Raw genomic sequence first — 14222 nt, 5'->3', positions numbered from 1 at the left:
ATCCGGCGCAGCCTTTTTTTTGCCTGCGCGGCCTGTCCGCAAAACATAAGACCATGCTGCTCAACCTGATCTGGAGCGGCTTTTTCCTGATCGCCTTGCTCACGGCCGCGGTCAAGCTGGTATTTTTCGGCGACACTCAAATCTTTGCCGGCATCATGGCCGCGCTGTTCAGCCAAGCGAAAGCCGCGTTCGAGATTTCTCTGGGCCTGACCGGCGTGCTGTCGCTCTGGCTCGGCATCATGCGGGTCGGCGAAAAAAGCGGCTTCGTCCAATTGCTGACGCAGGGCTTGACGCCATTATTCAGCCGTCTGATGCCGGACATTCCGAAAAATCATCCCGCGCTCGGCGCGATCGTGATGAACATTTCGGCCAACGCGCTCGGCCTCGACAACGCCGCCACCCCGCTCGGGATCAAGGCGATGAAGGAATTGCAGACGCTGAACCCGAATCCCGAAACCGCCAGCAACGCGCAAATCCTGTTTCTGGTGATCAATACCTCGTCGGTAACGCTGTTTCCGGTCACCATCTTTACCTACCGCGCCCAACTCGGCGCGGCGAATCCGACCGACGTCTTCATCCCGATCCTGATCGCCACTTATTTCTCGACGCTGGCCGGCCTGCTGGCGGTCGCATTCATGCAGAAGCTCAACCTGTTCGACAAAGTCGTAATGGCCTATCTGGCCGGAATGACCCTGCTGGTCGGCGGCCTGCTCGCATACTTTATCTCGCTGCCGCAGGAGGCCATGCTCGCGCAATCGGCATTGATCAGCAATGCGGTCCTGTTTTTGCTGGTGGTTGTATTTATCGCCGACGCGTTCTATAAAAAGGTCAATGCCTACGAAGCGTTCGTCGAAGGGGCCAAGGAAGGCTTCCAGACCGCGATCACGATCATTCCGTATCTGGTCGCGATGCTGGCCGCGATCGGCGTTTTTCGGGCCAGCGGCGCCCTGGACATCCTGAACGACGGGATGCGGTTTTTAACGAGGTGGTTTCAGGTCGACAGCCGCTTTATCGACGCGCTGCCGACCGCCCTGATCAAACCCTTCAGCGGCAGCGGCGCCCGCGCGCTGATGATCGACACGATGAAAACGCTCGGCGCCGACTCGTTTGCGGGCCGCCTGTCCTGCATCATCCAAGGCAGCACCGAAACGACCTTTTACGTGCTGGCGGTTTACTTCGGCGCGGTCGGGATCAAAAATATCCGCCACGCCGCCGGTTGTGGGATAATGGCGGATTTTGCGGGCGTGATCGCCTCCATTTTGATTGCTTATCGGTTTTTCGGATAAATGTTAGTTCATTTGCAAACCCTCGGCTGCCGGCTCAACGAAGCGGAGCTCGAAACCTGGGCGCAGGATTTCGAGCGCGCCGGCCATCGGATCACCGCCCGGCCGGAAGCCGCCCAGTTGATCGTGCTGAATTCCTGTGCGGTGACCCGCGACGCGGCCCGCAAATCGCGCCAGTCGATCCGCCGCATCCACCGCGACAACCCGCAGGCGAAACTGGTCGTCAGCGGCTGCTACGCGACGCTGAATCAGCAGGAAGCCGAGGCCGAAATGGGTGTCGACCTGGTGATTGGCAACCGGGACAAGGACAAGCTGGTCGAAAAAGCGCTGAACGAACTGAACCTGGACAGCATGCCCGCGCAGGCGACCGAACCCGGCGAATTTTCGCTGTTTACCCGCGGCCGCCAGCGCGCGTTCGTAAAAGTCCAGGACGGCTGCCGCTACCGCTGCACGTTCTGCATCGTGACCGTAGCGAGAGGTGAGGAAAAAAGCCGGCCGATCGCCGCGGTGATCGAGGAAATCAACGCACTCTACAGCCAGGGCATCGCCGAAGTGGTATTGACCGGGGTGCATCTGGGCGGCTACGGCGGCGACCTCGGCAGCAACCTGGCCGAGCTGATCCGGGCGATTCTTGCGCAAACCGACATTCCGCGCATCCGGCTCGGTTCGCTCGAACCGTGGGAATTGTCAGACGGCTTTTTCGAACTGTTCGACAACCCGCGCCTGATGCCGCATCTGCACCTACCCTTACAAAGTGGCTCGGACAGCGTGCTGCGACGGATGGCGCGGCGCTGCAAAACGCAGGAATTCACTGAAATCGTGCATCGCCTGCGCCGGCAGATTGCGCATTTCAACGTCACGACCGACATCATCGTCGGCTTTCCGGGCGAAACCGAGCAGGAATGGCAGGACAGTGTCGACTACATTGCCGCGACCGGCTTCGGCCACCTCCATATCTTCACCTATTCCCGGCGCGAAGGCACCAAGGCCGCGGCTCTGCCCGGCCAAGTCAGCAATGCGGTCAAGAAGCAGCGCAGCGCCGACCTGCACCGTCTGGCCGAAGAAATGAAGCTGAAATTCTACCGGAACAATCTGGGCCGCGAACTTCCGGTGTTGTGGGAGGGCTACAGCGAACCTTGCGGCGATAACCGGCAGCGGGTTTTCGGCTATACCCCGAATTACCTAAAAGTTGGTTGCATCGTGAGCTGCGAAAGATCGGTCGAAAATCAGGTAATCTCAACCCACCTGACCGATCCAGGCCAAAATTGGGTTGTGGGCGAATTGATCGAATAGGCAGAGAAGCGCGATAGATTATATTATCCTCGGGGAACGCTAACGTGCACCCTGAGCTACACCAGCAAGAAAAAAACCGTAGGTTGCGGTTGGCGATAGCCAACCCAACATAAGGATGGGAAGTGTTGGGTTGCCCAAAAAGCAGGCAACCCAACCTATATTGCTTCGGTTATACGTCGAATTACTTGAAGGTCGGCAATATAGTGGATCAGAATGTGTCAGTTGAGAATCGGATTATCCGCACGAAACTGACAGAAGTAGAACAAAATTCTCTCATTGGTAATTTAATTGAATAACAATTCAGTTGATTATATGCGTTGGAGCTGGAGAAGGGTAAATGCTAACGAAATTAACCATTCGAAATTTTAAACGTTTTGTAGAAGCTGAAGTTGATTTAGGAAAATCCGTTGTATTTATCGGACCGAATAACTCAGGGAAGACAACAGCGCTCCAAGCCCTTGCACTCTGGGAATTAGGCTTACGACGGTGGAGCGAAAAGAGACAAGGCAAGTCAACCGCAGTTCAGCGTCCAGGCGTAGCTATTAACCGACGTGATTTAGTTGCTCTTCCCATACCTACCGCTAATCTTCTTTGGCGTGATTTACATATCCGTAACGTCGAGCGACAAGAAGGTAAACAAAAAACACAAAACATTCGTATTGACATACTAGTCGAGGGCGTAACTGAAGATCAACCTTGGTCATGTGGACTCGAATTTGATTACGCCAACGAAGAATCCTTTTATTGCCGCCCACTCAGACTTAATGATGCTGATAAGCCGGAGCGAATGGTTATTCCAGAACTGGCAAGCAGAATCAGAGTTGCTTTATTACCGCCAATGTCCGGTCTTGCCGACCGTGAATTTATTAAGCAGCCCGGAGAAATTGGTGTACTCGTTGGACAAGGACAAACAGCACAGGTACTACGCAATCTCTGTTATCGGGTTTGTTTCCCAAGCGAAGAAGCCACCAATCCATCCGATGATTGGAAAGAATTAACCGATAAGATTTTGCGTTTTTTCGGAGTAAAACTGCAAACACCCAAATTTATTACCGAACGTAGCGAGATTATTATGGAATATGAAGAAAAGTCGGGAATTCGACTCGACCTTTCTTCTTCAGGCCGTGGCTTACAGCAAACTCTTTTGATTCTTGCACACCTTTATGCGAACCCACGCACCGTGTTACTGTTAGATGAACCTGACGCTCATCTAGAAGTCCTGAGACAACGCCAGACATATCAACTCATTAATGAGCTTGCCGAAGCAAAAGGCTCTCAAATTATTGCCGCCAGTCACTCAGAGGTAGTGCTTACTGAAGCCGCAAACCGTGGAATTATCATCGCTTTTGTTGGCAAACCACATACCTTGAATGAACGCAATAGCCAAGTCATGAAGGCACTAACCGATTTAGGTTGGGATCAATACTATGAAGCCGAACAAACTGGATGGGTGCTTTATGTAGAAGACTCAACAGACCTGGCAATTCTCAAAGCATTCGCAAAAATTCTGAGCCATCCTGCCGAATCGCTACTCGACCGCCCTTTTGTTCACTATGTTGCAACCAATTTGCCACAAAGATCTCGTGATCACTTCAACGGATTGCGCGAGGCCAAGAGCGACCTAGTCGGTATTGCAATTTTTGATCGATTGGAACGCGAGCTTCAGCCCACCGCTAACCTGAATGAAATCATGTGGCAAAAACGCGAAATCGAAAATTATATTTGTAGTAAAGCTGTACTGGATGCATGGGCTATCCATGATGTCCCAGATGATTTATTTGGTTTGAACGAACGCTTGCATCGCCAACAGACAATGCAAGAAGCTATTGCCGAAGTGACACACTTACTAGAAATTGATGAAAAATCCCCTTGGTCTTCTGAAGTAAAAGCTAGTGATGAAGTGCTTGATCGTATCTTCAGGATATTTTTCAAAAAACTCAATTTACCATTATCTTTTCGCAAGCGTGATTACTATTTGCTTGCCGGGTTTATCACTAAAGAACAGATTGATAATGAAGTAATTGAGAAACTCGATGCCATTGTAGCAACAGCAAAACGAGCGAAACCCCTCGGTGAATAGGTCTATAGATTGGGTTGGCTTTATCTCTTTTTCATCAGTCAGTTTATATCGCTTTATCTATAGATCAGCGAAAATATGAGCATCATCAAAAAACTCGCCTCGCAAACCGCCATCTACGGCCTGAGCAGCATTTTCGGGCGGTTTTTGAATTACCTGCTGGTGCCGCTCTATACCTATCATTTTTCAGCGGCGGAATACGGGGTCGTGTCGGAGTTTTACGCCTATGCCGGATTCTTTGCGGTGCTGCTGGTATTCGGCTTCGAGACCGGCTATTTCCGCTTCCGCGACAAAAACGATCCTCAGCGCGACAGCGCCTATTCGACCGCATTGTGGTTCGTGCTGGGAGCCAACCTGGTTTTTCTGCTGCTAATAAGGCTCGTCCGAACGCCGCTCTCCGAAGCGCTGCATTATGCGCATCACCCCGAGTACGTGGAATGGTTTGCGATCATTCTCGGGCTCGACGCGATCGCCTCGATTCCGTTCGCAAGGCTCCGGGCCGAAAACAAGGCGTTCCGGTTTGCGGGAATCAAGATCCTGGAAATCCTGGTCACGGTCGGCCTGAGCCTGTTTTTCATCGCCTATTGTCCGCCGCTGTACGCGAAGAACGAGCAGGTCTGGTTCGCGCCGATCTACGATCCCGGCATCGGCCTCGGCTACGTGTTCATCGCGAATCTGGCTGCGAGCGGGGTCAAATTCGTGCTGTTGACGCCGCAACTGAAAGGGTTGATTTGGGGCTTCGACCGCGTTTTATTCAGAAAGATGGTCGGCTATTCGCTGCCGATGGTGGTGATCGGTTTCGCCGGCATCGTGAATGAAATGCTGGACCGGGCCTTGCTGAAATATCTGTTGCCGCACGACCCGCTGATGAACATGCGCATGCTCGGGATCTACAGCGCCTGTTACAAGCTGTCGATCCTGATGTCGCTGTTCATCCAGGCATTTCGCTACGCGGCCGAGCCGTTCTTCTTCGCCTATGCGGATAAGAGCGATGCGCGCCGGGTCTATGCGGACGTGATGAAATATTTCGTGATTTTCTGCATGGCGATCTTCCTGCTGGTGACGCTGTACATCGATTTCTTCCAGTATTTTATCGGCCGGGAATTCCGCGCCGGGCTCGGCGTAACCCCGATTCTGCTGCTCGCGAACCTGTTTCTGGGCATTTATGTGAACCTGTCGATCTGGTACAAACTGACCGACCGGACGCTGATGGGCGCGTTCGTCTCGCTCGGCGGCGCGCTGATCACGATCGGCCTGAATCTGTGGTGGATTCCGCACTACGGCTATGTCGGTTCGGCTTGGGCGACGCTGGCCTGCTATGCGGCGATGGCTGTCGTTTCGTACCTGTTGGGGCGAAGATACTATCCGGTCGCCTACGACCTGAAACGGATCGCTTTTTATATCGCTTTCGGGCTCGGCCTGTATTTCGCCCGAGAGCCGTTGCTGACTTACGGGTACCGGAGCTGGCAGGCAGGTACTTTATTGATGGGAAGCTATTTGCTGAGTGCCGCACTGTTCGAGTTTCGCGGCTTGTTCCATTTTCGAAAAAAATTGCCGGCTGGTGATTCCGGCAAATCTTTAGGTCCCGGTAGGAAATAACTTTCCGAATGCGATTGTGATGAAAAGCGAATGATTCATTCCCCTCTTTGAAAAAGACGACTGCATGGGCAGCGATTTGCTCCTCGGCAACCGCTCCTTGCGTTGCCCTACCTTTTTTTGCCTCCCTGCAATCGCTGCATTCACGCATCCCTGGCATTCATGCAGGAGGTACGACACCACGGATGGGGAAGGTGGAACACGCGATCGAGGGCAACGCAGGGAGCAGTTGCCGAGAGGCGCCAGCCGAAACCCATCGATCGAAAACCATCGCGGAGCTTCATGTTGGGTTACGGCTGATGCCTACGATTTATTCAGCGCCTGGCTTTAAAAAAGCTTTTCAGCAGCTCGGAGCATTCGGCTTCCAGCACGCCGCCCTGCCATTCGACGCGGTGATTCAAAAAGCTCGCATCGCTCAGGCTCAGCGCGTGGCAGACCGCGCCGCGCTTCGGGTCGAAAGCCCCGAATACCAGCCTTTTGATCCGGGCATGGCTGATCGCTCCCATGCACATCACGCAGGGCTCCAGCGTCACATAGAGCGTCGTATCGACCAGACGGTAATTGCCGACCGCCCTGCCCGCCTCGCGTAGCGCGACGATTTCGGCGTGCGCGGTCGGATCATGAGCGACTATCGGACTGTTCCAGCCTTCGGCGATGCAGCGGTCGTTCTTAACCACGACCGCGCCGACCGGCACTTCCCCCAGCGCTTCGGCGCGTTCGGCGAGCCTCAGCGCATGCCGCATCCAGGCGGCATCGTCGGCATCGCTTACTCCCATTCAATCGTTGCGGGCGGCTTGCCAGAAATATCGTAAGTAACCCGCGAGATACCCGGCACTTCGTTGATGATCCGCCGCGACACCAGGTCGAGAAACTCGTAAGGCAGGTGCGCCCAGCGCGCGGTCATGAAATCGATCGTTTCAACGGCCCGGAGCGCGATCACGTAATCGTAGCGGCGGCCGTCGCCCATCACACCGACCGACTTGACCGGCAGGAACACCGCAAAAGCCTGGCTGACCTTGGAATATAAATCGTGCCGGTACAATTCCTCGATGAAAATCGCATCGGCCCGGCGCAACAGATCCGCATAGTCCTTTTTCACTTCGCCCAGGATGCGCACGCCGAGTCCCGGCCCCGGAAACGGATGGCGATGGATCATGTCGGCGGGCAGGCCCAGCTCCAGGCCTAATTTTCTTACCTCGTCCTTGAACAGTTCGCGGAGCGGCTCGACCAGTTTCAGGGTCATATTTTCAGGCAGGCCGCCGACATTGTGATGCGATTTGATCAGATGCGCCTTGCCGCTTTTCGCGCCGGCCGATTCGATCACGTCCGGATAGATCGTGCCCTGCGCCAGCCATTTCGCATCGGTCAGTCTGGCCGCCTCCTCGTCGAAGATTTCGACGAACAGGCCGCCGATGATCTTGCGTTTCCGCTCGGGATCGGCCACGCCGTTCAGCGCGGCCATGTAGCGCGCTTCCGCATCGACCCGGATCACCTTGATGCCCATGTGCTCGGCGAACATCGCCATCACCTGGTCGCCTTCGTTCAGCCGCAACAGGCCCGTATCCACGAACACGCAGGTCAATTGGCCGCCGATCGCCTTGTGCAGCAGCGCCGCGACCACCGACGAATCGACGCCGCCGGACAGGCCCAGGATCACCTGGTCGCTGCCGACCTTCGCTCGCACCGCCCGGATGCTGTCCTCGATGATGTTGTCCGCGGTCCACAGCGCCTCGCAGCCGCAGATCTCCAGCACGAAGCGGGAAAGAATCCGGCCGCCCTGCTTCGTGTGGGTGACTTCGGGATGGAACTGCAGGCCGTAAAAATGCTTTTCCTCGTTCGCGATGCCGGCGATCGGCGCGCCGTCGGAGCTGGCGATCCGCTTGAAGCCTTCGGGCAACTCGGTGACCCGGTCGCCGTGGCTCATCCAGACGTCGAGCAAGCCGTAGCCTTCCGGCGAAACATGGTCCTCGATGTCGAACAGCAGTTGCGAATGGCCGCGCGCCCGGATCTGCGCATAGCCGAATTCGCGGTGGTGCGACGATTCGACCTTGCCGCCGAGCTGCTCGGTCATCGTCTGCAGACCGTAGCAGATGCCCAGCACCGGCACCCCGGCCTCGAACACATATTGCGGCGCGCGCGGGGTGTCGTCGATGGTCACCGTTTCGGGACCGCCGGAGAGAATGATTCCTTTCGGCGCGAAGCGCTTGATCTCGTCGGCATCGCAATCGCAGGAAAAAATTTCCGAGTACACGCCGATTTCGCGAATCCGGCGCGCGATCAGCTGAGTGTATTGCGAGCCGAAATCCAGGATCAGGATCTTGTCGGTATGGATGTTCGCGTGCGTGTGTTGCATTTTTAAAACTCTTGATAAGGTCTAAAAAAACAAAGGGCTCGACAGAGCCCTTTTGCAGATGGTACGGTAATCAAACCGGCTTGGCCGTAAGGTACGCATAGCGTACCCTACCGAAATCTAATCCAGCCGGTAGTTCGGCGCTTCCTTGGTGATCGTCACGTCGTGCACATGGCTTTCGCGCATGCCGGCGCTGGTCACGCGCACGAACTGCGCTTTCTCGTGCAGCACGGCGATCGTCTGGCTGCCGGTGTAGCCCATGCTGGCGCGAATGCCGCCGAGCAATTGATGAATCACCGCAAGCAAGCTGCCTTTGTAAGGCACGCGGCCTTCGATACCTTCCGGCACCAGTTTTTCGGCCGAATCGGTTTCTTCCTGAAAATAACGGTCGCTCGAACCCTGAGTCTGGGACATCGCACCCATCGAGCCCATGCCGCGGTACGATTTGTACGAGCGGCCCTGATACAGTTCGGTTTCGCCCGGCGCTTCCTCGGTGCCGGCGAACAGCCCGCCGAGCATCACCGCATACGCGCCGGCGGCCAGCGCCTTCGCCACGTCGCCGGAATAACGGATGCCGCCGTCGCCGATCAGCGGCACGCCGGTGCCTTTCAGCGCCAGCGCCACATTGCTGATCGCGGTGATTTGCGGAACCCCGACGCCGGCGACGATCCGCGTCGTGCAGATCGAGCCCGGACCGATGCCGACCTTGACGCCGTCCGCGCCGGCCTCGACCAGCGCCAGCGCCGCCTCGGCGGTCGCAATATTGCCGCCGATCACCTGCACGTCCGGATAATGTTTCTTGACCCAGCGCACCCGGTCCAGCACGCCCTGCGAATGGCCGTGCGCGGTATCGACCACGATCACGTCGACGCCGGCCGCCACCAGCGCCTCGACGCGCTCTTCGGTGCCGTGCCCGGTGCCGACCGCCGCGCCGACGCGCAGCCTTTCCAGGTCGTCCTTGCAAGCCTGCGGGTAGTCTTTCGCCTTCTGGATGTCCTTGACCGTGATCATGCCGCGCAAATGGAAATCGTCGTTCACGACCAGCACCTTTTCGATCCGGTGTTTATGCAGCAGCGCGATCACCTCCTTGCGGTCCGCATTTTCGCCGACCGTGACCAGCCGCTCTTTCGGCGTCATGATTTTATTGACGGCTTCGTCGTAGCGGGTTTCGAAGCGCAAATCGCGGCTGGTCACGATCCCGACCAGTTCGTCGCCGTCCACGACCGGCACGCCGGAAATGCTTTTCGCCCGGGTCAATCTGAGTACGTCGCGAATGCTGGCGTCCGGCGTTACCGTAATCGGGTCCTTGATCACGCCGCTTTCGTATTTCTTCACGCTTTGCACTTCGCGCGCCTGCTGCTCGGCGGTCATGTTCTTGTGGATGATCCCGATGCCGCCTTCCTGCGCCATCGCGATCGCGAGCCGCGCCTCGGTCACCGTATCCATCGCCGCGGAAACAAGCGGAATGTTCAGGGTAATCCCGCGCGTCAGTTGCGTTTTCAATTCGACTTCACGCGGCAACACGGTCGAGTGCGCGGGCACCAATAACACGTCATCGAATGTGAGCGCTTCTTGAACTATATGCATAAACCGCACCTGCAGATAATAAATTAACCGATTATATTACCATACCCGGTCAGTTTTTGTAAGCGTCTTTATATTACCGACCGTGTATGCCGAAAACTTCGCACGAACACTCCCGCCTCTCCCCAAATATCATTGTATTGAATGATTCAAATTTTCACTGTATCAGGCCGGCGCAACTTTGAAAATTTCTTTGCTGCGCATAAACAATACAGAGTCGTAGGATGCGGTAACGATAGGAACCGCATCAATCGCGAACGATGCGGTTCGTTCCTCACCGCATCCTACGGCCCTGATTCGTTCGGAAATCGCACCGGAATCGGTCGATTTGGCCGGAGTGTTTCCTATTCACTTCGAATCCCGGCATTTCCAGAAAAACCGATCTAAACCGCCGGGATTGAAGCTAGAGCATTTTCGTTTCGGGTTTACGTTCATAAGCCATGCCGCTAAGGATTGGGCTCCCAATCACTTCCCGGCACAAGACCTGCCAGGTTTTAAAAACCTGGCAGGTCTACCCCCACATCGGGAAGTTAATATCGGCCAAATCCTCAGTTGAGGGAAAGTCGTTATTTCGGCAAGGATCGCCGGACGATTTGTAAGGATACAGGCGTTAGAGCAACGCAGGGAGCGGTTGCCGAATCTGGAAGCCAAAGCCTGGCGGGTTCTAATACCTCCCTGTTATATGGATCTCGGCACAAATCTGTCTGGAACAGATTTGCATTGACCCGAAGGGGGCCAGGCAGGAAAGCCTGGTATGAATCCCTGCCGAGATGACGGCTTGACTTAACGGTATTATGCCCCTACATGCGAGATGAAAATGCTCTAGGATTGCATCATCGGGCTTTGAACAAAAGAGGCCAGCCTGACGCTATTTATTTTTTCGCCAGCACGCCTTCGGCATTGTCCGGCTTGTTCGCGCTGTACAGGGAATAGGCATTGAACACCATCTGATGCGCCCGGCCCAGTTTTTCCCGGGTAAAGTCGATCGCGAACTTTTGGGTCAATTGCTTGCCGTCCCAAGCATAGCCTTTCAGGAACTGCTCGTTGTCCGCGCCTTTCTTATCCCAGTTCGCGAGTAAGGATGAGGTGTAATACAAACGCTTGCCGTCCCAGCTCGACGACACCATGTTCACCTGCGCGCCGATTTTTTGCTCGTACACCGGTTTCGGCTTGAACGGATCGGTGATGTCGAACGCGCGCGTCTTGCCGTCCATGAAGGTATTGACCCAGAGCATCCTGTCGTCGCTCGAAATCGAGATGTCCACCGGCAGCGGCACCTTGGACGGATCGCCGACATCGGCAACTTCCTTCGCCTGCCATTCGCCTTGGTCATCCTCGTAGATCAGCCAGATTTTCGAAGTCAGCGCGGTGCTGGTGAAACAATAGTTGTGATTCTCGCCCCAGGCGCAGCGGATTTCGAGCGGCGCGCCGGGCACGTCGAAGACCTTTTTCGGCTGCTTGCTGTGCAGGTTCCACTGCACCACCGTATTGCCGAAGCGCTTCATCGCTTCCGGATCGTTCAGCATCTTGCCGAAATCCATCATGTAGTTCGACCAGCCGGTAAACGACGAAGTCAGCATTAGGTTGCGCCGTGGCAGAACCCGCACGTCGTAGCCGTAGCCGTCCGCATATTTGCCGGACTTGAGCGCGCCTTCGAGGTCGCTGTCGGTGGGCGTCCAATGCGTGGCGATATATTCGCCGTCGTTGGTGTATTCGACCAGGCCGGTGCGGCCGCCGTGATCTTTATTATTCGACAGGCCGGTAATGATCATCCGGCCCGGCAGTGCGTAGGTCGAATGCGGGCCGACCACGCCGCCGCTGTTCGCGACGAAATCGGTAATCGTCTTGATCAGCTTCGGTTTGGCAGGATCGGTATGCACGTCGAAAATGAACATCTTGCTGGTATCCAGCGACGCGGCCCAGAGGAACTGGCGGTCGTCGGTAAAACCGGAGTGGTGCGCTTCGTTGCGGCCACCGACCGACAGCGTGCTGACGACCTTACCGTAAGTCGGCGATTTCGGACTCACGTCGACCGTGACCAGTTTATCCTGTTCGTCCCCGACGCCTTCCTGCCCCAGTGTCCAAACATAGACAAAATCTTCCTGGCCGACGATCTTGGCCATGTAAGGCGATTGGCAGGTTTCGTCGGCAAGCGCGCCTTCCGTGCCCAGACTCGCCACGGCAAGCGTAGATGCCGCGAAGGCGCAGGCCCTCGCCAGGGCGCGCAGTGGATGTGTGTAGTTCATCATGACATTCCTCAATTGTTATTCGCCAACCTATTGCAGCACCCGGAAGAGCACCGGTCGACTGTGTTTTTGATTGTTTCTTCGCTCGCCTTCTCCGCATCGATCACGAACCGGCCGTCCTCGATTTTGAATACTTCGGGCAGCGAGCCGACACATACGCCGGCATGGCAGCATTTATCCTGATCCCATGTAACGCACATGGCGGCTTCCTTGCCAGGTTAACGGCTTTCGGCGGTGGTCGGATCGATCACGGTCCTGACTTCGGAAATCCGGTTGGCCGGAAAGCCGCCTTTTTCGGCATGCTCCCTGACGCTGGCTTCGTCCGGCGCGATATACACGCAATAGACCTTGTCGCCGGTCACATAGCTTTGCACCCACTGGATTTGCGGCCCCATGGAGCGAAGCACGCCGCATGACTTTTCGGAGATGCCTTGCAGCTGTTCCGGGGTTAAGGCGCCGGCATTCGGAATGTCGCGTTCGATGATGTATTTGGGCATTGCGGTTCTCCTCGTGGTTATGAATGGTCCGCCCGGCAGGGCGGAATGGGTCGAGCATTGAAATAATCGCCGAGCAGGTCGCGGCAGCATTGCCGGAGCGGCTCGGCCGATTTTTCGATTTTCATGCGCAGCAGCGCGCCCTGCCAGACGTTCGTCAACAGATCGGCCATCGCCTCGGCGGACTTGTCGGTTCTGACGGTACCTTGCCGCTGCGCGGCGGCCAGTCCTTTCGCCAATAAATCACGGTAGCGGTGCACGGCCTGCTGCAGCGATTCCCGGCACAGCTCGCTGGTGTCGCCGACCTCGCCCATCAGATTGCCGAGCAGACAGCCCCCCTGAAACCCGGAGGTTTCCAGCGCGCCGATCAATTCATCGAAATAGCGTTCGATCGCACCCAGCGCATCGCCCTCTCCGTCCCGCAGGTGGCCGTCGAGCTGCCGGATGAACGGCTCGATATAGTGCCGGACCACTTCCGCGGCGAACTGCTCCTTGCTGCCGAAATAGTTGTAGAAGGACCCCTTCGGGATCCGCACCGCATCGAGAATCTCCTTCAGCCCGGTGCCGTGGTAGCCCTGCCGCATCAGCAAGGACACGCCCTGACTCAAAAGGTTTTCGCGATTGAATTGTTTTTGTGATTTGGTTTCCATGAAAAAATAATATGACCGGTCGTCTCAATATGTCAAGATAAACTTTTAGCGAAAGCTCCGGGCTTGACGGAACTCCGCCCTTCGCTCTTCGACTTTCTTCATCTTCGCATTACAATACTCTCAACTCAATTTCAATCATTCGACCGTATGCAAAAAGTCAAAGTCCTGTTCGTCTGCATGGGCAACATCTGCCGTTCGCCGACGGCCGAAGGCGTCTTCACCAAGCTCGTGCACGAGCGTGATCTAGCCCATCATTTCTCGATCGACTCGGCCGGCACCCATGCCTATCATGTAGGCGATGCGCCCGACCGGCGCGCGGAAAAAGCGGCCGGCGAACGCGGAGTCGACATTTCGCATTTGCGCGCCCGGAAATTCGTACTCGGCGATTTCGAAGATTTCGAGTATATCCTCGCCATGGACGGCGACAACTATGCGATTCTGTCTTCGGCCTGCCCTACGCCGCACCGGCACAAAATCAACTATTTCCTCGACTACGCGCCGCACCTCGGCACCCGCGAAGTCCCCGACCCGTATTACGGCGGCGCCTACGGCTTCGAACGGGTACTGGACATGGTGGAAGCCGCTTCGGAAGGCTTTCTGAACGAATTGCTCGAAACGGGCAAAATCAAATCGAACAAACAATAGGAGC

Annotated in this window: 12 protein-coding genes; 5 read left to right on the top strand and 7 right to left on the bottom strand. The window is 56.0% G+C overall.

Translation table 11 applies throughout. The annotated features are described in order from the left end of the window. The first annotated feature begins 56 nt into the window (after nt 1-56). The 4 genes from METAL_RS03630 to METAL_RS03615 all read left to right on the top strand — a co-directional run bounded on the left by METAL_RS03630 (nt 57) and on the right by METAL_RS03615 (nt 6252). Nucleotides 57-1286 carry a nucleoside recognition domain-containing protein gene (locus METAL_RS03630; protein WP_040578449.1) on the top strand — a complete coding sequence of 410 codons (1230 nt, stop codon included), beginning with the start codon at nt 57-59 and terminating at the stop codon, nt 1284-1286. Next, nucleotides 1287-2576, top strand: coding sequence for a tRNA (N(6)-L-threonylcarbamoyladenosine(37)-C(2))-methylthiotransferase MtaB (mtaB, locus tag METAL_RS03625; protein ID WP_005369723.1), 1290 nt, complete (start codon nt 1287-1289; stop codon nt 2574-2576). 337 nt (nt 2577-2913) lie between these two features. Next, on the top strand, nt 2914-4656 hold the full coding sequence (locus tag METAL_RS03620; protein ID WP_005369718.1) for an AAA family ATPase: 1743 nt from the start codon (nt 2914-2916) through the stop codon (nt 4654-4656). Nucleotides 4657-4731: 75 nt separating this feature from the next. After that, the gene (locus METAL_RS03615) at nt 4732-6252 is read left to right on the top strand and encodes a lipopolysaccharide biosynthesis protein (protein WP_005369717.1); all 1521 of its coding nucleotides are present in this window, start codon (nt 4732-4734) and stop codon (nt 6250-6252) included. Nucleotides 6253-6563: 311 nt separating this feature from the next. Here METAL_RS03615 and tadA read toward each other — a convergent pair whose 3' ends face one another. From tadA to METAL_RS03580, 7 genes are all read right to left on the bottom strand, one after another. Further along, nucleotides 6564-7025, bottom strand: coding sequence for a tRNA adenosine(34) deaminase TadA (tadA, locus tag METAL_RS03610; protein WP_005369716.1), 462 nt, complete (start codon nt 7023-7025; stop codon nt 6564-6566). Then, nucleotides 7016-8602: a glutamine-hydrolyzing GMP synthase gene (gene guaA / locus METAL_RS03605; protein WP_005369715.1), complete on the bottom strand. Its 1587-nt coding sequence runs from the start codon at nt 8600-8602 to the stop codon at nt 7016-7018. The genes tadA and guaA overlap by 10 nt, the downstream gene beginning before the upstream one ends. Before the next feature lie 117 nt (nt 8603-8719). Beyond that, on the bottom strand, nt 8720-10186 hold the full coding sequence (guaB, locus tag METAL_RS03600) for an IMP dehydrogenase (protein ID WP_005369714.1): 1467 nt from the start codon (nt 10184-10186) through the stop codon (nt 8720-8722). Nucleotides 10187-11055: 869 nt separating this feature from the next. Beyond that, nucleotides 11056-12432 (bottom strand): methanethiol oxidase, encoded by a 1377-nt coding sequence (gene mtoX / locus METAL_RS03595; protein WP_005369713.1) that lies wholly within the window; start codon nt 12430-12432, stop codon nt 11056-11058. A gap of 8 nt (nt 12433-12440) precedes the next feature. After that, nucleotides 12441-12629 (bottom strand): (4Fe-4S)-binding protein, encoded by a 189-nt coding sequence (locus METAL_RS03590; protein ID WP_005369711.1) that lies wholly within the window; start codon nt 12627-12629, stop codon nt 12441-12443. A gap of 18 nt (nt 12630-12647) precedes the next feature. Further along, nucleotides 12648-12926 carry a DUF4242 domain-containing protein gene (locus METAL_RS03585; RefSeq protein WP_005369704.1) on the bottom strand — a complete coding sequence of 93 codons (279 nt, stop codon included), beginning with the start codon at nt 12924-12926 and terminating at the stop codon, nt 12648-12650. Between the two features lie 17 nt (nt 12927-12943). Continuing rightward, nucleotides 12944-13573 (bottom strand): TetR/AcrR family transcriptional regulator, encoded by a 630-nt coding sequence (locus tag METAL_RS03580; RefSeq protein WP_005369702.1) that lies wholly within the window; start codon nt 13571-13573, stop codon nt 12944-12946. A 147-nt stretch (nt 13574-13720) separates the two neighbouring features. Between METAL_RS03580 and METAL_RS03575 the strand changes: the two genes are divergently transcribed. Then, the gene (locus METAL_RS03575; RefSeq protein WP_005369695.1) at nt 13721-14218 is read left to right on the top strand and encodes a low molecular weight protein-tyrosine-phosphatase; all 498 of its coding nucleotides are present in this window, start codon (nt 13721-13723) and stop codon (nt 14216-14218) included. Nucleotides 14219-14222: the final 4 nt, after the last annotated feature.

It is taken from the genome of Methylomicrobium album BG8, assembly GCF_000214275.2.
Lineage (GTDB): Bacteria > Pseudomonadota > Gammaproteobacteria > Methylococcales > Methylomonadaceae > Methylomicrobium > Methylomicrobium agile.
This window is presented reverse-complemented; position numbering and strand designations above follow the sequence as displayed.